We start from the raw sequence: 18375 nt of genomic DNA on the forward strand, positions 1-18375 counted from the left end.
GCCGGCTCTCGTCCGGACGTTTTTATTTTTCGATTTTTTCGACGGCGGCCTTGCCCGGCTCAACGACGATAGTGCTGATATTCGGAGCCGCATCGCTGTGTGCAAGGTCCGATGTCGGCGCGCCGGTCTTGATGAAAGAATCGATATCCTTCGCCACCGTTTCCGACGCCGACCATTGAATATTGTGACCGACGTCGCTCTCCTGCGCCCCTGAAGCAGGCAGCGGCAGCTTGCCGAATTCCTTCCAGTAGAACGTCAATCCGGTCTTCGCGGCAGCATCCTTGAGCGACGCTTTGATCTCGTCCTGGTCTTTCGCAAGGTAGATGCTGTCTTGCGTCGCCCACAACACGAGCGTCGGCACCGACATGCTCTTCAGGCGCTCGGTATTGTCCTGTGCCAGTAGCCCGCGCGTTGCGCCGATCCACGTCCCCAGACGGGTCTTCGCCGTCTCTGGCGTATAGGGTTTAAGAAACGCGGGCTGCGCCGCCGGATCGAGCGTCCAGTTGGCCGCTATCCATTCCATGGCTTTGGGATCGGCATCAAGCGGCGTCAACTCATAAACGCCGGCGGGAAATGCCAATCCTTTCGCTTCCAGAGCTTTTTTCCACGTGCCTTCGACCGTCTGCTTCAGCACGAAATCGCTGAGCGCCGCATTGCCGACGCTCTTCGCTCCGGTCGCGACAAGAATGGCATGCCCCACCATCTCCGGATGGCTGAGCGCGATTTCCTGGACGACGAACGATCCCATCGAATGCCCGGCCATATCGGCCTTGGCAATTCCCTTCGCCTTCATGAAAGCAACGACATCACCTGCCAGATCCGACATGCGATAGCATTTTTCAGGATCGGGGGCGCACGCTTTGGCGTCCGGCATGCTGCTCTGGCCATGCCCGCGCAAATCGACGGCGATGATGTGAAGGCTCGGGTCGATCTTGTGCAGATCATCCATCGACAATGACCACGAACGGACACTATCGGTCAGTCCGTGAATGAGAAGAACGGGTTTGCCATCCACGGGGCCGACTTCGATGTAGGCCATGTCGATCCCCGTCGGCAGCTTCTCGACGCAGCGCGGCGTATCGACGGACGTACATGCCGCGCTTTCCGCCCGAGCGTTTTCGCCGGCGCACGGGAACATGCCCGTCGTCAGAATTGCGATCGCGCTAAGTCGGAGCAGAAGGGCACGCATATGAGATGTCATCGAGGCTCACAGGAACGAGGCGGATTGCCGGGATTGGCACTCCCAAGTTTAGCAATGCGATTTGTGCAAGAGAAGTAGCGCCGACGATGCAATATTAACCGCCCGTGTCGCGAAACAGCAGGCTCGCGTCGCCATAGGAATAGAACCGGTAGCCAGAGTGGATCGCGTGTCCGTAGGCTGCGCGCATCGTGCCGAGGCCGGAGAACGCTGAGACCAGCATGAACAACGTCGAACGCGGCAGATGGAAGTTCGTCATCAGCACGTCAATCGCCTTGAAGCGATAGCCGGGCGTAATGAAGATCGCGGTCTCGCCCGACCACGGCATGATCGTGCCATCCTCGCGCGCCGCGCTTTCGAGCAGCCGAAGCGATGTCGTGCCGACCGCCACTATCCGCCCGCCCCGCGCACGCACTTCATTCAACGCAGCCGCAGTCTCAGGCGAAACCTCGCCCCACTCCGAATGCATCTTATGGCCATCGGTATCGTCCGCCTTCACCGGCAGGAACGTGCCCGCGCCGACATGCAGCGTCACGAAATGGCGCGAGATGCCGCGCGCATCGAGTGCTGCAAAAAGCTCCGGCGTGAAATGCAGACCGGCGGTCGGCGCCGCGACCGCGCCGTCCTTGTCAGCATAGATCGTCTGATAGGTGTCGCGATCGCGCGCATCGGGCTCACGCTTCAGCGCAATGTAGGGCGGCAACGGCATCGCACCGATGGCGGCAATCGCTTCATCGAGTACCGCGCCCGACAGATCGAACGCCAGCTCGACTTCGCCCGCCTCGCCTTTCGCTGCAACCGTGGCATCTAACGCACCGAGCATGCACGTATCTTCGCCATGCCCGAAGCGAACCCGGTCGCCGGCTTCGAGACGTTTCGCCGGCCGCGCAAACGCACGCCACGTGTTGTCGCTCACACGCTTCGTCAGATTGAAATCGACCTTGGCGCGAACATCGCCGCGCACCCGCACCCCCGACAGCGCCGCCGGGATGACCTTCGTATCGTTGAAGACGAGCGCATCGCCCCGCTGCAACAGGCTCGGCAGATCGCGAATGGTTTTGTCTTCGAGGTCGGCGTCGTCGCGCGCGCAACTGCCCTTCACCGGATGCACGACGAGCAGCCGCGCACTATCCCGCGGCTCGGCCGGATACAGCGCGATGGAGGCATCTGGTAAGACGAAATCGAAAAGATCGGTACGCATGCGCGCGACTTACCCGATCATCGGCCCTGGCGGAAGGCGCGAAACACCCCACCATTAATATCGGGTCCACGAAGGTCGCGGGCGACCATTATCCCTGCAACGTCATCCCGGCGCAGGCCGGGATCCAGCCAAACAGAAACAGGTCATTGGCTGACCATTGCCTGGATGCCGACCTTCGTCGGCATGACGGTGTTGAAGGCGACAGCCTATCCTTGCGTGGCATCCTCGGGCTTGTCCCGAGGATCCATCAGGCAGCGACACCTGAGGGAACAAGTTATTTGCTCTCTCAGTCTCTCCCTTGAGGAGAGCACGCGCGCATCAATTCCGCCCGCGGCTGCAAAAGCCCGCAACGGCGACGAGCACCCAGCTCAGGATCATTCCCGAGCCGCCGATTGGCGCCAGGAACCGGAACGACGCGTTATCTGTAAACGTGTGAAACGCGATCTCGCCGGTAAACACCGAGGCCGCAAGCAGCATCAGCAGCGCCGCCGCCAACCACAGCTTTGGACATGCGCTGCGAATGGCGACCGCAAAAATCCCGACAGCCGCCGCCGCGTGAAGCGTCAGAACCGTCGCGGCCGTCGCCAGCGCAGGGCTATCGACCTTATGCGCCGCCGCGGCCGAAAGCGCGACGCCCGCAGCGCCCGCAAGCCCAGCCCATACCGGAATGAGAAAAGGCGCACCCGCTGGCGCGCCTTTGCCGTTGTCGCCGGGCGCCGCCATCAGGCAGCATCCGCCGCGACGCGGACCTTAATCATCTTGTCCGGGCTCTTGGGCGGCTCGCCCTTGTTGATCTGATCGACATTATCCATGCCCTCGATCACCTTGCCCCAGACGGTGTATTGCTTGTCGAGAAAGCGCGCGTCGTCGAAGCAGATGAAGAACTGGCTGTTGGCCGAATTCGGATTCGAGGACCGCGCCATCGAGCAGACACCGCGCACATGCGGCTCAGCATTGAACTCTGCGGGCAGGTTCTCATACGACGATCCGCCGGTGCCGCGACCCTGCGGGCAACCTGTCTGCGCCATGAACCCATCGATCACGCGATGAAACACGATCCCGTCATAGAACCCCTCACGCGCCAGCGTCTTGATGCGCTCGACGTGCTTCGGCGCCAAGTCCGGACGAAGCTCGATGACGACAGGCCCCTTGCTCGTCTCGATCAGAAGCGTGTTTTCGGGATCTTTGTATTCGGCCATTTCGGAAAGTTCCTTTCTTTTCTTCCCCTCTCCCGTCCAAGGCGAGAGGGCTAAGCTGAGGGGTGGCAGCGACACGAAATAACGAGCCGCCCCTCGTCAATCTGCCAAGTGGCAATAGGGAGAAGGCGATTCAACTACTGAACGTAGACCTTCTGCATCACGTCGGGATTGGTCACTGTGCCCGAGCCAGGCTCACCGCGCTTGATCATGTCGACGTACTGCATGCCCTCGATGACCTGCCCGAAGATCGTATACTGGCCCTTCAGGCCTGCGCAGCCAATGCTATTGAAGCAGATGAAAAACTGACTGTTTGCAGAGTTCGGATCCGACGACCGGGCCATCGCAACCGTGCCGCGCTTGAATTCCTCATCGGAAAATTCCGCCGGAAGATCGGGAAGCTTCGAGCCGCCCATGCCCGTGCCGGTCGGATCGCCGGTCTGCGCCATGAAGTCGTCGATGACGCGATGCCATTTGATGCCGTTATAGAAGCCCTGGTTGGCGAGCGTCTTGATCTGTTCGACCGTCTTGGGCGCAAGATCCGGCCGAAGCTGAATGACCACCTTGCCGTTCTTGAGCTCGATGACGAGCTTGTCGCCGTCGGCGCGTGCCGTCGAGCCTGTAAACACGCTCGCCATCAGCAGCGAAGCGAGAACGAACGATAAAAACCGAACCATGGCGTTCCTCGTGGATGAATGATTTCGCCAGGCTTTTTCCGGGCCAATCCCGGCCGCCTAGCGCCGCGGCGGGCAGTGTTGCCGCCCTTATGGCGATTTGACGGCTAAGCCGCAACCCACAAGGCGGAATTACGTATTCGACGCCTCTCCAACAAGGCGAAGGCCGGGATGCTGGTAACCCGAAATATCGGTCATGTTGACCGTTGTCTGGGTGCCGACCTCCGTCGGCATGACGGTGGGTGGGAGCAACCGCCCTTTTCATGTCATCCTCGGGACAAGCCCGAGAATGATAAATTTGCGCAATAGACCAAACGTCATCCCGGCGCAGGCCGGGATCCAGACAAGCTTCAGCAGAGCATCCCTACGCTGCCTGGGTGCCGGCGCCGGTGCCTAGCCTTAAGGGCGATCTTTCATGCCGCGCGAACGCCCGCCCATCTTCGGCGGTTCTGCAGGCGCTTTTGCAAGCAACGACTTGTCATCGAACCCCGAGATCATGTGCCGTTCGAGGTCCTGGACTATTCCGGCCGGCGAAACCGTCACGCCCTCTCGCACCAGCCGCGCAAATTGCTGATCGCGATGCGGTCCGCGCCCGATGGCGCCGCCTTTGGCGACCACGCGATGCCAAGGCACAAGATCGCGTTCGTCTTCGGAAAGCTGCCCCATGAGCGTGACGACGAGTGGTGCGGGAACTCCGAGTTCACTCGCAAGCCTGTCGGATGAGGCAACTAGGCCAAGCGGAATTTTTCGCAACAATTTCAAAAGTTCGGCTTTAACGGGGAGCACCATATGAGTGCCTTAGCGAGGTTTGGCGGCCTTCGCCTTGAGGCGCTTCAGCACGCCTTTCGAAACGAACGGCGAGGGATCGCCGCCCATCGTCGCCACAGCCCGCACGAGGTTCGCCGCGATGTGCCGCACGGCAGGAGACGCCGCAACATAGACCGTCTGGATTTCCGGCGCCATTTCGCCGTTCATCCCAGCCATCTGCATTTCATAATCGAAGTCGGTGCCGTCGCGCAGACCGCGAATGATGATCGACGCCTTGTGCGTCCGCGCCGCATCGACCGCCAGCCCCGAAAACGTCACGACCACAATCTCGGTCTTAGTCGCCTCGACGATTGGCTGCACTTCTTCTTCCAGCATCGCAACGCGTTCGCTGTCGTCAAACATCGGCGCTTTGCCCGGATTGACGCCGATGCCGATGACGAGCCTGTCGAGCAACCCCGCGGCCCGCCGGATGACGTCAGTATGCCCAAGCGTCACGGGATCAAACGAGCCGGAATAAAAACCAATGCGAGCCATATGCGCCTTCACCATTCAGGAATGTCCTGAATAGCCTCTGCCCCTCCCCTTGCCCAGAGGGCCAGACGACGTTTCACCAATAGGATGAATAAATCCGCGTGGCATTTCGCAGGACTTAAACGGCGGAGGTGGCCCCGCGATCACATTCGCGCGGAGCCACATCGCCAAAGGACCGGCACGTTCGAAAACGCGCCGGCCAAGTTGCTCGCAGCCTATGACGTTTCTGTCACGGAGGAAGCGCTAAGGCAGCGAGAAGACAGTCAGAGAACCGCCGAGGTTGGTGTAGTCCGACAGGCCCGAGTAGCCGCCGACGGCACCGAGACCATCGGTCGGGTTCGTCAAGCCGGCAGCAAGACCGATACCGGCCCAGCCACCAACGCCCGAAAGCACAGCAACGTACTGCTTGCCATCGTGCATGTAGGTCATCGCGTTACCGATAATGCCCGACGGCGTCTTGAACTTGTAAAGCAGCTTGCCGGTCTTCTGGTCGACGGCCTTGAAGTAGCCTTCGAGCGTGCCGTAGAAGGCGACGCCGCCGGCCGTCGTCAGAGCACCTGACCACACCGAGAACTGCTCCGGATCCGACCAGACGATCTTACCCTTAGCGCCATCCCACGCGATGAAGTTACCCATGCGCTCCGGCTTATCCGGACCGGGGAACATCGAAAGCGTGGCGCCGACGTAAGGCTGACCGGCCGTGTACGAAACCTTGAACGGTTCGTAGTCCATGCAGACGTGGTTCGTCGGCACGTAGAACAGGTGAGTCAGCTCCGAATAGGAAGCCGGTTGCTGATCTTTCGTTCCGAGAGCCGCAGGGCAGATGCCCTTCGTGTTAAAATCCGTACCGTTCGCGAACGTCGAGTACTTCTTCACGCGGATCGGACGGCCGTAGTTCGGGCTCGACTTGTCGAGATCGATGCCGGTCGCCCAGTTGACGATCGGATCATACTTCTCGGCAACGAGCGGCTCACCCGTGACGCGATCGATCGTATAAGCAAAGCCGTTACGGTCGAAGTGCGTCAGCGTCTTGTGCTCCTTGCCCTTGATGTTCATCGTCGCGAGCAGAGACTCGTTGATACCGTCATAGTCCCACTCGTCGAACGGCGTCATCTGGTAGGCCCACTTGGCGATACCGGTGTCGACGTCGCGCGCGAAGTAGGTCATCGACCACTTCTGATCGATCGGCTTGCCATCCGGTCCCGCACGCTGAGCCGCGTTCCAGGTCGAAGGGTTACCCGTGCCGTAGTAGATCAGGTTTAGTGCCGGATCGTAGGACATGTAGCCCCAGGTCGAACCGCCACCGATCTTCCACTCATCGCCGTTCCAGGTCTTGAGCGAGGAGTCTTTGCCGACCGGCTTGCCGAGCGACATGGTCTTCTCCGGATCGACGAGGATGTCGGAGTCGGGACCCATCGAGTAGGCGCGCCACACCTTCTTACCGGTGTTGATGTCGTAAGCGGTCAGATGGCAGCGAACGCCGAATTCGGCGCCCGAGATGCCGATGATGACCTTATCCTTGACGACAAGCGGAGCACCCGTGCCCGTTTCGCCCTTCTTCGGATCGCCGTCGACGACCTTCCACAGTTCCTTACCCGTTTTCGCGTCGAGAGCGACGAGGGCGGTGTCGGCCTGATGGAGGAAGATCTTGCCTTCGGCATACTGCACGCCGCGGTTGACCGTGTCGCAGCACATGACCGGAATAACCGACGGGTCCTGCTTCGGCACGTACTTCCAGATGATCTTCTGTTCGTGCGCGAGATCCAAGGCATAGACGATGTTCGGAAATGCCGTGTGGACGTACATGACGTCGCCGACGACGAGCGGACCGCCTTCATGGCCGCGAAGAACGCCCGTCGAGAACGTCCAAGCCACTTTCAGCTGACCGACGTTTTCGGTGTTGATCTGGTCAAGCTTGGAATAGCGATGACCACTATAATCGCCCGACTGAATGGCCCAGTTATTGGGGTCTTGCGATAGTTTAATCACGTCCTCATTGGCCCAGGCCGGCGACGAAATTGCCAGCAGAGCAACGGCGGCCGTGGAGCTAGCCCACTTCCTCATTACTTCCTCCATGTGCTAGCGTCGCTTATCGCGACGCAGCTGAGCCCACTCGGCCGTCGCCGGGAGGATGAAGGAGTTTCAGAAGAGAGGGGTTGCAAGCGTGGAAAGCTCAACCACTCGACTGTCTCCTCCATCCCCCCGACTTCTGAGTTGATGAAAGAGACACGCCTCTCCCGTGGCAGGAAAATAGAAACGATCCTACCGCGGCCTCACTCGAAGAATGAGGACATCAACGCAGTAGGAATCATCAGCCATCGGGGCGGTTTTACGGGAGATTCCATTCCCAGGCCGGGAACATTGAGCAATGCAATCACGAAGTCAATGCAAATTGTCACGTCTGCGCGAACATTCGTGATTGACAGTGAGGCCGGCTGGGCCACAGCGCAAATACGACTGGGCGCAAATCAGATGCTGCGGACCGCAAGAATTAAGCAGGCCGAATTCACCGCACACGGTAAATTCATTCTCCCCGCGCGCAAATTCACTTCGGATTGCTCTTCAGAAAATCGATGATCTGCTTGCGCGTCGCCGCGTCGCCGACGCCGCTGAACGGCTTCATGTTGTTATTGGGAACGACCGCATTCGGGTTGGTGATGAACTTATCGAGCGTCGCCTCATCCCACGTGATGCCTGACGACTTCATCGCATTCGAATAATTGAACCCCTCAGCCGTTCCCGCTTTGCGACCGATAATGCCGTGCAAAGTCGGGCCGAGGCGATTGTCGCCCTCCTTCCACGAATGGCAGGTCCGGCAATTGTTATTGAACGCTTCCGGCCCAACCTCTTCCGCCGCAAACGCCATCTCGATCAGCATCGGCGACAATGCAATTGCACAGCCAGCGAATATCGCGCGCATAACAGTCCTCTCTCCGACGCTGTGCGCCGGATGTTTTGCTTTTTGCAACTTGTTCCTGCTTCGCCAACGCAGTGAACGAAATGCCGTTCCGCGTGAAAAGCCGAGGCCGTCAGCCATCGCGAAAACGCCCGCGGGCGGCCCGTGGAGGCATGCGCCGCGCAGTCTTCAGCGCACCGATTCTGCCACCATTCCACGCCGTTCGCCGCGATCTCGCCGGCGCTTCACGGCGGCAATCGCAACACGCCCAAACATGACTCAATAACCTTTTGATATGAAAGAGATTTTCTAAATTCTGTGGAGCCGTGGCACGACGCCGCGCAGGTGGCATTCGGTTTCCGTTTCGGCTACAGTATAAGCACTGGTTTCCCGTCGGCCGCTGGTGCGTATCACCCCCGCCGATCTCATCCCGGAAAGAGCTGACTTTGACCGACAATAACGACGAAGAAAATCCGTCCGGCCGCGAGCCGAGCGACATCCGCCCGATCTCCATCTCGGACGAGATGAAACGCTCCTATCTCGACTACGCGATGAGCGTCATCATTTCCCGCGCGCTCCCTGACGTGCGCGATGGCTTAAAGCCCGTCCACCGCCGCATTCTCTTCGCGATGAACGAACTCGGGCTCGACTGGAACAAAAAATACGTCAAGTCGGCGCGCATCGTCGGCGAAGTGATGGGCAAATATCACCCGCACGGCAACCTTGCGATCTACGACGCGCTCGTGCGCCTCGCGCAGGATTTCTCCATGCGCGTGCCCCTCGTCGACGGCCAAGGCAACTTCGGCTCCATCGACGGCGATCCGCCTGCAGCCGAACGCTACACGGAATCGCGTCTCGCCAAGGTCGCGGGCTTCATGCTCGATGACCTCGACAACGACACCGTCGATTATCGCGACAACTACGACGGTACGATTCAAGAGCCAACCGTCCTGCCCTCGAAATTCCCGAACCTGCTCGTCAACGGCGCAGGCGGCATCGCGGTCGGCATGGCAACCAACATCCCGCCGCACAACCTCGGCGAAGTCATCGATGCCTGCATCGCCGACCTCGACAATCCCGAGGTCAGTCTCGAAGACCTGACCCAGATCATCCAGGGCCCGGACTTCCCGACGGCTGGCATCATCCTCGGCCGCGGCGGCATTCTCAATGCCTACCACAAGGGCCGCGGCTCGATCATCATGCGCGCCCGCGTCAAGGTCGAGAACATCCGCAAGGATCGTGAGGCGCTTGTCGTCACCGAGATCCCCTATCAGGTCAACAAGCGCACGCTGATCGAAAAGATTGCCGATCTCGTGCGCGACAAGAAGATCGAAGGCATCTCCGATCTTTGGGATGAATCAAACCGCGAAGGTATCCGCATCGTCATCGAATTGAAGCGCGATGCCGTCGCCGACGTGGTGCTCAACAACCTCTACAAATATTCCGACCTGCAGACGACGTTCGGCGCCAACATGCTGGCGATCAACGGTGGCCGCCCGGAAAGCCTGAACCTCAAGGACTTCATCTCGGCCTTCACGAGCTTCCGCCAGGAAGTTGTGACGCGCCGCATCAAGCACTTGTTGAACAAGGCCCGCGCTCGCGCTCACGTCCTCGTCGGCCTGGCCATCGCCGTCGCCAACATCGACGAAGTCATCAAGCTCATCCGCTATTCGGCATCGCCCGCAGAAGCCAAAGAGCAGTTGATGGCGCGCGACTGGCCCGCGAAAGATATGACGCCGCTGATCGAACTCATTGCCGATCCGCGCCACAAGGTTTCGGCCGAAGGCACGTATCGCCTCTCGGAAGAGCAGGCCAAGTCGATCCTCGAACTGCGCCTCGCCCGCCTCACCGCCCTCGGCAGAGACGAAATTTCCGACGAGTTGAACAAGATCGCGATCGAGATCAAAGAATACCTCGCGATCCTCGCTTCGCGCGCCCGCGTCGTCGACATCGTCAAGGGCGAGCTGCAGTCGATCAAGGACGAATTCGCGACACCGCGCAAAACCGAGATCATGGATTTCGACGGCGACGTCGAAGACGAAGACCTCATTCAGCGCGAAGACTGCGTCGTGACTGTCAGCCACAAGGGCTACATCAAGCGCGTGCCGCTCGCCGCCTATCGCGCCCAGCGCCGCGGCGGCAAAGGCCGCTCCGGCATGTCGACGCGCGACGAGGATTTCGTCACGCAGTTGTTCGTTACCTCGACGCACACGCCCGTGCTGTTCTTCTCCTCGCGCGGCATGTGCTATCGCATGAAGGTCTGGCGTCTGCCGGCTGCATCGCCGCAATCTCCGGGCAAGGCGCTCGTCAACCTGCTGCCGCTGGAAGAAGGCGAAGCCATCACCTCGATCCTGCCTCTGCCGGAGGATTCCTCCACCTGGGGCGACCTTGAGCTGATCTTCGCCACCCGCTCCGGCAACGTCCGCCGCAACGCTCTGGCCGACTTCGAGAACATCAATCGAAACGGCAAGATCGCGATGAAGCTCGACGAGGGCGACCGCATCGTGCAGGTCGCCATCTCGACACCGAACCAGGACGTGCTGCTGACCAGCGCGGAAGGCCAGTGCATCCGCTTCCTGATCTCGGACGAGATCCGCCTCTTCAAAGGGCGTGACTCGACCGGCGTTCGCGGCATCAGGCTCGACGACGGCGACGAAGTGATCTCGATGGCGATCCTCAATCATTTTGAGGCGCCCGCCGAAGAACGCGCCGCCTATCTGAAGCAGGCGAACGCACTTCGCCGATCGGAAGATGCCGAGGACGCCGAAACCGTTCCGGCAGAGAGCGACGGCGAGGAAGCCAGCGGCGACGCCATCACACTCACGCCGGAGCGCTTCGCAGAAATGCAGGCTGCCGAGCAGTTCGTGTTGACGGTGTCGAACAGGGGCTTCGGCAAGCGCTCATCGTCATACGAGTTCCGCACCTCGGGCCGCGGCGGCAAAGGCATCGTCGCGATGGTCGCGAACGAGCGCAACGGCCGCCTGCTGGCCTCGTTCCCGATCGGTGAAAACGACCAGATCATGCTGGTGACGGACGGCGGCCAGCTGATCCGCTGCCCGGTGCACGACATCCGCATCGCCGGCCGCAACACGCAGGGCGTCCGCATCTTCAAGACCGACGCGGATGAAAAGGTCGTCTCGGTCGAGCGCATCACCGAGGAAGAGGCCGAAGAATCGCAGGAAGTCGTCAGCGAGTAATCACAAATGTCATGCTCGGGCTTGTCCCGAGCATGACTGAGCGGAAGCGCAACGACACCTCCGGCACAACGTCGTCCCGGCGAAGGCCGTCGTAGACGGCCGCCTCCGCGGCCATGACGATTTTGGAAGTGGAACGCCTTCCACATCGGTCATCTCAGCCAGCAGCCAAAGACGACAATCATCGCGTTGCTGAAAGAAAGCCCGTCAGCGGATAACCGGCAACCGTCCGTTGCCATGAGCGGCGACGATGGCTTCGCTCATCGGGCAGCGTTCCATCAGCGCCCGCCAGTCGCGCACGACGATCTGGAAGCGTCCACGGCGCTCGATGATCCGCGCCGTGTTGAAAGCCGAGAACGTCCGCGAAATCGTATCGGCATTGAGCGACAGGTAGTCGGCGATGCTATAACGCGACAGCGGCAGCTCATACGCGATCATACCACCCGACGAAATACCCAGCCGCGTCCCCGCCTCGATCAGAAACGCCGCGACGCGCTCTTCTGAATTGAGAATAGACATCTCCGCAGCGTGCATCTGCGCCCGCGCATTCTGATCGTTGATGCGCGCAAAGATCGTCTGCCAAAGCTGACTGTCGCGCGCCGCCTCCTCGGCGAATGCTGAAGCCGTCAGCTTCCAGAACTCCGCCGGCCGCTGCGAGACCAGCGCCAAATTCGACAATGGCGGCTGCATCTCGGGAACGAGAACGTCCCCCGGATAGAGTAACGCGGTAATGACGCGTACATCCGATCCTGGCGCACCGCCTTCCATGCCGGCAACACCTTTCGCCGCCACGTAGACATTTCCCGATCCGAGAGAGGAAAGCGCATATCGATTGCCAAGGCGAACGAACTGCGCGCGGCTTCGAAGCCTGCCAATCCCCGCTAATCCCGGTTCCAACTGCACGCGGTCTTCACTGCGTGGCGTCAATCGTGAGGCAACGTCATATGTCATGGGAGCATGTGGCCCGACTCGCGCCGGCATATCCGGCCATTCGGTTAGTGTTATCCAACCGTCACGAGACGTAGCATTTGATGTGAATCAATAAATGCCGTGTCGCTCGTGTCACAGCGAACCCAATCACGCCGCCGCTCTGACTCCCATCAGGAGAGAGGCTTAGAGCGCTCTGTGCCTTCCTCCGCAACGCAACGATAACTCGAAAGGGAGCCATCGAGTCGAACGCGACTTTGCGATGGCAGGAAAATTTGAAGAAGGGGAATTGAGAATGCGGCGGCTTGGGATAGGGACGTTGACGGTGCTTGCGTTGATATCGGCGTCGGCATCGGCGCGGGCTGGCGACTACAGCGGCGACACTTTGGTTCGTGTCGAGGGCTCTGTTGTCGTTCCGGACTCCGGCGCGCACGTCTATAGCGGCGGCACCACATTGTCGGGCGCCGACGCCGAGATCAGCACGGAAACGATCCCGTCACTCACGATCACCCATTTCTTTACCAAGAACATCGCGGCTGAACTTTTCTGTTGCTTCGCCAAGTTCAGCGCCGAGGGCAAGGGCGCCATCAATGGCACCAACCTCGGAAACTTCTGGGCCTTCCCGCCAGTAGTCACGCTGCAATACCATATGGACCCGATCATGGGCTTCAAGCCATATGGTGGCGTTGGTTTTCAATACATCCATTACTTCAATACCAATAGTGGCGAGCTCGGCGGCAATCTACACTTGAGCGACTCCTTCGGCTTCGCCCTCCAGGGCGGCGTCGACTATGAAATCGGAAACGGCTGGTATTTAAACGCCGACGTCAAAAAGATCTGGCTGGATACCGATGCAAATTGGCGCGGAACGGGCATCACCGCCAAGGTCGACGTCGATCCCCTCATCGTCTCGGCCGGCGTTGGCTATCGCTTCAACCTTGCCGATCTCCTCAGCGGCCGCAGCAGCGAACCCGTGCCGCTGAAATAAACGCCCGACCAGAACCGGCAGCGAGACCAACAAAGGCCCGGAGTTTTCCGGGCCTTTATGCTTAAATCCTAACGTATCTTAGGGGATATTCCGCACCGGCTTAATGCGCCTTTCAGCATTTTCGGCCTATCCCTCAATCCCATCTTTGGGATTGCAGAATGTCGAACTTACCCTGGGATTTGGTCTTTCAGGCAAATGAGCCGGATCGGTCCGCACTGGATCGGCCGACACTCCGAATTTTCTGGGCCCGTGCTGCCAGACCGTCTTGGTGGCTCATCGGACTGACAACAATCATCCTCGTCGCTGGCTGTACGATCGGACCGTTCAAATACGGCGACTGGGTCGTGACACTCAATCGCCTGGCATTTGTCGTCGTCTTCCTTGGAGGGGCCATTTCGCTCAGCAACCGCGGATATCTGCGGTCTGCTCTCGCTTTTGAAAGCGTGGCGGTCACTCTTGCAGTGGCGTTCACCATCCCTGGGCTTTCGACAATGGCTGCATCGCTCGACATGCCCTATCAGGATGCTGCCCTTCTGGCCGCGGACCGAACGTTGGGCTTCGATTGGCGCGCGATCGTGGAATGGACGCGCGACCGGCCGGATCTGTCTGTCACCTTGTCCTACGTTTATAAAAGCTTGCTGTGGCAGCCGCTGATCCTTTTTCCGCTGCTAGCCCGCTATAACCCTGAACGCCTGCGGCGCGTTCTCGGCACGTCGACCGTCTCGCTGCTCATCACGATCGCGGTCTTCACGTTCGTTCCGGCGCAAACGGGATATGTGTATCTCGGTTATACGCATGCCGATTTTCCGGACATGCGAACGAATACGGCATGGGGCGTGGCGCACATTCTCAACGCCATCCGCGCCGGAGAGCGCCAACTGTCGCTAAATGGCTTGGTCACCTTCCCAAGCTATCACGCGGTCGGCGCAATGCTGCTCGCTTACGGCTGGTTGGCCATACCAGCGCTTCGCTGGATTTTTGTTCCGGTCAATATCCTGATGCTCTTTTCGTGTGTGCCCATCGGATCGCATTACGTGGTCGACGTGTTTGGCGGGATGGCGCTCGCGCTGGTGTGTTACCCGGCAGTCAGCCGATATTTCGCAACCACCGACGCCGGCACAACGTCCTGGCCATCGCGCCATCTAACTGCGACCGCCAATACGCCCCTCCCTGCCGAAAGGTCCCTGCCTCAAGTCGTCTAGTTCCGGCCATCGCTGCTAACGCTACGCTCAATCATCGAGACGCTGGCCTAGAGCGGGTGGACGCGCTCCCTGTCGATCGGGTACGCATAGCCGAACATCATCGAGGGAGACCAGAAGCGTGGACACCGGCGGATCGAAAGCCGTTATCGTCGTTGCATTTGCCTGTAACCTAGGCATTGCCGCCGCAAAATTCGTGGCGGCGGCGTGGACGCAATCTTCTGCGATGCTCTCAGAAGCCATTCACTCGCTCGTCGATACGTCCAACCAGCTTCTGCTGTTTCTAGGGATCAAGCGCGCCGCAATGCCTGCCGACGCTCAACATCCATTCGGTTACGGCAAGGAAATCTATTTCTGGAGCTTCATCGTCGCGATGGTGCTGTTCGCGCTCGGCGCCGGCGTTGCGATCTACGAAGGCATCGAAAAGATGCTCCATCCGCACCCGATACACGACGTCTACGTCGTCTACATCGTGCTGCTCGTCGCGATGGCCCTCGAAGGTTTTTCGACGTGGAAGGCCGTCGGAGAATTCAATACGCGACGCGGCCCGTCGGGCCTCGGGTTCATCGCAGCGCTCAGGGCATCGAAAGACCCTTCGCTGTTTGCGATCGTGCTTGAAGATAGCGCCGCGATGGTCGGCCTGACGATTGCGTTGATCGGCACATTCGCGGCTGACTTCGGCGGCTACGAGCAGGCTGACGGCATCGCCTCGATTTTGATCGGCTGCGTGCTGGGCTTCGTTGCCATTTTCATGTCGGGCGAAATTCGCTCGTTAATCGTCGGCGAGTCGGCGTCGCGCGCAGTCCAAGCCGGGTTGAATGAAATCATCGCCAAGGAAATCGGACGTGACAAACCGATCCGCACCATCAACGAAATCCGCACGATGCATCTGGGACCGCAAGACGTGCTGGTCACGGCCAGCGTCGACTTCGAAGACTGGGTGAGTGCCCGAACCGTCGAAGACGTGACCGGCCGTTTGCAGACCGCGATCAAGGCTCGTTACCCGGAAGTGCAGCACCTCTTCATCGAGGTGCAGTCGGAGAAAGCCTTCCAGTTCAACAAGACCAAGGCGCCAATCGCAGCGGGCGTTGCTCATTAGGCGCTTTCTGCTTTCTGGGGGCTTAGCAGTTCCGCGCCATCCGGTCGGCTCCCTGGAGAGAGTTGGCAGACGCATCGAACGAGGGTCATCCTCGGGCCGGGGCCGCGGATGACCGTGTTTGGCGCGATACCATCCCCAAACGTCATCCCGGCGAAGGCCGGGATCCAGCCATGCCTCGACACCGAACATATTGATATCTGCCTGGGTGCCGACCTCCGTCGGCATGACGGTGGTGATGGGACCGCGCGACCACAACGGAAAAGCTATCAGTCTTCTTCAGAAAACGCGGGCCGGTGTTCTCACCTCCGACGTCATCCCGGCGCCCTTGCGCGGCAAGCGGCGCGAAGGCGTCGGAAACGACAACTCAGGAACTTCCGTGCGAGACGGCCGGCTCGCGGAACGCGTGGCGCCACGACGTCCGAAGACTGCCTCACCAAGCCAATTGCTTCCGGCCGGCTCCGCCAAGCGGAGTCGGAAGCGACCATCAGAAGGGTATCTCATCGTCGAGCGCTTTGTCGAAGCTCGGCTTCGAACCGCCGCTCCTGGAACCCGACGCGCGCCGGGGTTCACCACCCGAACTCGAACCGAAACCGCCGTCTGACGCGTAATCCGGACCGCTCTCTTGCATACCAATCGACGCGCCGCGTCCGCCGCCTGCGCCATCAAGCATCGTCAGCGTGCCGTTGTAGCCCTGGATGACGACCTCGGTCGAATACTTCTCCGCGCCAGACTGATCCGTCCACTTACGCGTCTGCAGTGCGCCTTCGATGTAGAGCTTCGCGCCCTTCTTCACGTACTGCTCGATGATCTTACACAACGGCTCACTGAAGACGACGACGCGATGCCACTCGGTCTTTTCCTTGCGCTCACCCGTCTGCTTGTCGCGCCAGGTATCGCTCGTCGCGATGCTCAAATTGGCGATCGGGCGGCCATCCTGCGTGCGGCGGATCTCCGGATCCTTGCCGACATTGCCGACCAGAATAACTTTGTTGACCGACCCTGCCATTTCACTCGTCTCCTTGACTGAACGTGACTGAACGCGAGGAACGCCACCGCGTTCCCTCGCGACGACCGGCGGCATGCTCGCCAGCCGGCATGAATAGTTGCATAGACGCGCCATTCGGATAGCGCGGAATCGTTCTGACTTTAAAGGCTCTCCCCGCCACCTTCTTCACTTCATTTATCGTTCTCCACGGCCTAATCGACCGGGCGGGGACAGTAATGTTCTCTCATTGTTCTATATAGCGCCCGCCCCACTAGGCGCAAGCAAATTAACTCATCGCGCCACGGTCTCACCGGAATGTCGCGTTCGCCGCGAATGCCGTCTTGACTGCCGCGCCGCATGATCTAAGGCCGTTAGCCCAGAGGATGGCGTGCGCACGCGGGAGCACCAAAGCCGCAATGGCTCAGTACAATTGTTTGAATTGCCCAGGATACTGCTGTTCGTATCCGGTCATTGCGCTGAACAAGCGCGACGTGGAACGCCTCGCCAAGCATTTCGACCTGAAATACGAAACCGCGAAGCGGCGCTTTACGCGCGAAGCCCACGGCCACAAGTACATCATGCGCCGCCAGCGCGATAAGCACTACGGCCGCATCTGCCAGTTCTTCGACACCAAGAAGCGCTGCTGCACGATCTATAAGGCGCGCCCCGCCGCCTGCCGCGCATACCCGGGCTCCGGTCGCTGCGGCTACTACGACTTCCTGATGCACGAACGCCGTGCCCAGAACGACGACAAATTCGTCGCGATCACGAACCACAAGGATTAGGGTTTCGACATCGCTGCCGCTTCGGCATTCTCAATCTTGATGCGGGATGACGATGAGCTCTCCGACTGACGGTCCCGCCGTAGTTCCGGGCGCCTATTATGCCGATCTTGGATCGGCGATTGATTGGCTGGTATCGGCGCTCGGCTTTCGCGTCGTCGCATCCTACGATGGTCCCAACGGTAAAGTCGTGTTCGCAGAACTTGCCTGGCGGAACGGAATGATTTTCGTCTCCACGATTCCAGCCGACGGGGCATGGTCGAGGGTCGGGAAAACCTGCATCTGCCTCGTTGCGGAAAACGTCGACGCGGTCGAAAATTATCATCGCTTGGCATTAAAAGCCGAAGCGAAGCTCCTTCGCCCTCTTCGCAGGACGAGTTCGCCGGCATTTCCCGACGGAGTGATGGGGTTCGATCTTGAAGATCCCGAAGGAAATCTCTGGACAGTCAGCGAATACCAACCGGCACCCTAGCGGCCCGTCGCTTTCGGCCGGCTCCGCGAAGCGGAGTCGGAAGCGACAACAAAAAACTTCGCCAACAATAAAAAACTAACCCCGCCGAATCCTCGGATTCGCGCGGGGCTGTGTTTTTTTACCTTCGATGGTTCGCCCAGACTAAAACCGGGCCTTTGAATGCGAGGCTCTAGCGGCCGCACGGACCGCCTCCCTCGTGTGAGATATCCAAATTGTAGCAGCGAGTGCAGCTGAGCCAAGCGTGGCCACAATCTCGAGAGCGCTT

General features: G+C 59.9%; 17 protein-coding genes and 1 riboswitch. Of the genes, 6 read left to right on the forward strand and 11 right to left on the reverse strand.

Features of this window, described 5'->3' with window-relative positions; translation table 11 throughout:
* Positions 1-22: 22 nt before the first annotated feature.
* The 9 genes from RLW55_RS18700 to RLW55_RS18740 form a co-directional block, all read right to left on the reverse strand.
* On the reverse strand, positions 23-1189 hold the full coding sequence (locus RLW55_RS18700) for an alpha/beta fold hydrolase (protein WP_423415043.1): 1167 nt from the start codon (positions 1187-1189) through the stop codon (positions 23-25).
* Between the two features lie 106 nt (positions 1190-1295).
* Positions 1296-2399 (reverse strand): tRNA preQ1(34) S-adenosylmethionine ribosyltransferase-isomerase QueA, encoded by a 1104-nt coding sequence (queA, locus tag RLW55_RS18705; protein ID WP_423415044.1) that lies wholly within the window; start codon positions 2397-2399, stop codon positions 1296-1298.
* Positions 2400-2717: 318 nt separating this feature from the next.
* Positions 2718-3122 (reverse strand): DUF423 domain-containing protein, encoded by a 405-nt coding sequence (locus tag RLW55_RS18710; protein WP_423415045.1) that lies wholly within the window; start codon positions 3120-3122, stop codon positions 2718-2720.
* Positions 3122-3598, reverse strand: coding sequence for a peptidylprolyl isomerase (locus RLW55_RS18715; RefSeq protein WP_013946995.1), 477 nt, complete (start codon positions 3596-3598; stop codon positions 3122-3124). The genes RLW55_RS18710 and RLW55_RS18715 overlap by 1 nt, the downstream gene beginning before the upstream one ends.
* Before the next feature lie 134 nt (positions 3599-3732).
* Complete coding sequence (locus RLW55_RS18720; RefSeq protein WP_409562841.1) at positions 3733-4272, reverse strand: peptidylprolyl isomerase; 540 nt, start codon at positions 4270-4272, stop codon at positions 3733-3735.
* Between the two features lie 396 nt (positions 4273-4668).
* A complete protein-coding gene (locus RLW55_RS18725; protein ID WP_423415046.1) occupies positions 4669-5058 on the reverse strand; it encodes an MGMT family protein in 390 nt (129 codons plus the stop codon).
* 9 nt (positions 5059-5067) lie between these two features.
* Positions 5068-5571 (reverse strand): pantetheine-phosphate adenylyltransferase, encoded by a 504-nt coding sequence (gene coaD, locus RLW55_RS18730; protein WP_409563242.1) that lies wholly within the window; start codon positions 5569-5571, stop codon positions 5068-5070.
* 240 nt (positions 5572-5811) lie between these two features.
* Positions 5812-7632: a methanol/ethanol family PQQ-dependent dehydrogenase gene (locus RLW55_RS18735; protein WP_414462196.1), complete on the reverse strand. Its 1821-nt coding sequence runs from the start codon at positions 7630-7632 to the stop codon at positions 5812-5814.
* Between the two features lie 231 nt (positions 7633-7863).
* Positions 7864-7926, reverse strand: a riboswitch (Fluoride riboswitch).
* Positions 7927-8113: 187 nt separating this feature from the next.
* Entirely contained in the window at positions 8114-8488 is a 375-nt protein-coding gene (locus RLW55_RS18740) for a c-type cytochrome (protein WP_414462195.1), read from the reverse strand.
* A 422-nt stretch (positions 8489-8910) separates the two neighbouring features.
* On the opposite strand from RLW55_RS18740, the gene gyrA reads away from it, so the two are divergent.
* Positions 8911-11661 carry a DNA gyrase subunit A gene (gene gyrA, locus RLW55_RS18745; RefSeq protein ID WP_423415047.1) on the forward strand — a complete coding sequence of 917 codons (2751 nt, stop codon included), beginning with the start codon at positions 8911-8913 and terminating at the stop codon, positions 11659-11661.
* A 204-nt stretch (positions 11662-11865) separates the two neighbouring features.
* Here the strand turns inward: gyrA and RLW55_RS18750 are convergent, their stop codons facing one another.
* Positions 11866-12450 carry a Crp/Fnr family transcriptional regulator gene (locus RLW55_RS18750; RefSeq protein WP_423415048.1) on the reverse strand — a complete coding sequence of 195 codons (585 nt, stop codon included), beginning with the start codon at positions 12448-12450 and terminating at the stop codon, positions 11866-11868.
* 430 nt (positions 12451-12880) lie between these two features.
* Between RLW55_RS18750 and RLW55_RS18755 the strand changes: the two genes are divergently transcribed.
* The 3 genes from RLW55_RS18755 to RLW55_RS18765 all read left to right on the forward strand — a co-directional run bounded on the left by RLW55_RS18755 (position 12881) and on the right by RLW55_RS18765 (position 15871).
* Positions 12881-13573: an OmpW/AlkL family protein gene (locus RLW55_RS18755; RefSeq protein ID WP_414462192.1), complete on the forward strand. Its 693-nt coding sequence runs from the start codon at positions 12881-12883 to the stop codon at positions 13571-13573.
* Between the two features lie 158 nt (positions 13574-13731).
* On the forward strand, positions 13732-14775 hold the full coding sequence (locus RLW55_RS18760) for a phosphatase PAP2 family protein (RefSeq protein ID WP_423415049.1): 1044 nt from the start codon (positions 13732-13734) through the stop codon (positions 14773-14775).
* Between the two features lie 118 nt (positions 14776-14893).
* Positions 14894-15871, forward strand: a complete 978-nt coding sequence (locus RLW55_RS18765; RefSeq protein WP_409562833.1) for a cation diffusion facilitator family transporter — start codon at positions 14894-14896, stop codon at positions 15869-15871.
* Between the two features lie 484 nt (positions 15872-16355).
* Here the strand turns inward: RLW55_RS18765 and RLW55_RS18770 are convergent, their stop codons facing one another.
* Complete coding sequence (locus tag RLW55_RS18770) at positions 16356-16877, reverse strand: single-stranded DNA-binding protein (RefSeq protein ID WP_409562832.1); 522 nt, start codon at positions 16875-16877, stop codon at positions 16356-16358.
* A gap of 395 nt (positions 16878-17272) precedes the next feature.
* Here RLW55_RS18770 and RLW55_RS18775 point away from each other — a divergent pair, with 395 nt between their 5' ends.
* Positions 17273-17641, forward strand: coding sequence for a YkgJ family cysteine cluster protein (locus tag RLW55_RS18775; RefSeq protein WP_013946982.1), 369 nt, complete (start codon positions 17273-17275; stop codon positions 17639-17641).
* 52 nt (positions 17642-17693) lie between these two features.
* Positions 17694-18110, forward strand: a complete 417-nt coding sequence (locus RLW55_RS18780; protein ID WP_409562831.1) for a VOC family protein — start codon at positions 17694-17696, stop codon at positions 18108-18110.
* Positions 18111-18375: the final 265 nt, after the last annotated feature.

The organism is Hyphomicrobium sp. B1 (assembly GCF_049532635.1).
Taxonomy (GTDB): domain Bacteria; phylum Pseudomonadota; class Alphaproteobacteria; order Rhizobiales; family Hyphomicrobiaceae; genus Hyphomicrobium_B.

What these genes read in the sequence shown, in the direction of transcription:
- RLW55_RS18700 (WP_423415043.1), bottom strand. Translation starts at nt 1,189, where the DNA reads ATGCGTGCCCTTCTGCTCCGACTTAGCGCGATCGCAATTCTGACGACG.
- queA (WP_423415044.1), bottom strand. Translation starts at nt 2,399, where the DNA reads ATGCGTACCGATCTTTTCGATTTCGTCTTACCAGATGCCTCCATCGCG.
- RLW55_RS18710 (WP_423415045.1), bottom strand. Translation starts at nt 3,122, where the DNA reads ATGGCGGCGCCCGGCGACAACGGCAAAGGCGCGCCAGCGGGTGCGCCT.
- RLW55_RS18715 (WP_013946995.1), bottom strand. Translation starts at nt 3,598, where the DNA reads ATGGCCGAATACAAAGATCCCGAAAACACGCTTCTGATCGAGACGAGC.
- RLW55_RS18720 (WP_409562841.1), bottom strand. Translation starts at nt 4,272, where the DNA reads ATGGTTCGGTTTTTATCGTTCGTTCTCGCTTCGCTGCTGATGGCGAGC.
- RLW55_RS18725 (WP_423415046.1), bottom strand. Translation starts at nt 5,058, where the DNA reads ATGGTGCTCCCCGTTAAAGCCGAACTTTTGAAATTGTTGCGAAAAATT.
- coaD (WP_409563242.1), bottom strand. Translation starts at nt 5,571, where the DNA reads ATGGCTCGCATTGGTTTTTATTCCGGCTCGTTTGATCCCGTGACGCTT.
- RLW55_RS18735 (WP_414462196.1), bottom strand. Translation starts at nt 7,632, where the DNA reads ATGAGGAAGTGGGCTAGCTCCACGGCCGCCGTTGCTCTGCTGGCAATT.
- RLW55_RS18740 (WP_414462195.1), bottom strand. Translation starts at nt 8,488, where the DNA reads ATGCGCGCGATATTCGCTGGCTGTGCAATTGCATTGTCGCCGATGCTG.
- RLW55_RS18755 (WP_414462192.1), top strand. Translation starts at nt 12,881, where the DNA reads ATGCGGCGGCTTGGGATAGGGACGTTGACGGTGCTTGCGTTGATATCG.
- RLW55_RS18760 (WP_423415049.1), top strand. Translation starts at nt 13,732, where the DNA reads ATGTCGAACTTACCCTGGGATTTGGTCTTTCAGGCAAATGAGCCGGAT.
- RLW55_RS18770 (WP_409562832.1), bottom strand. Translation starts at nt 16,877, where the DNA reads ATGGCAGGGTCGGTCAACAAAGTTATTCTGGTCGGCAATGTCGGCAAG.
- RLW55_RS18775 (WP_013946982.1), top strand. Translation starts at nt 17,273, where the DNA reads ATGGCTCAGTACAATTGTTTGAATTGCCCAGGATACTGCTGTTCGTAT.
- RLW55_RS18780 (WP_409562831.1), top strand. Translation starts at nt 17,694, where the DNA reads ATGAGCTCTCCGACTGACGGTCCCGCCGTAGTTCCGGGCGCCTATTAT.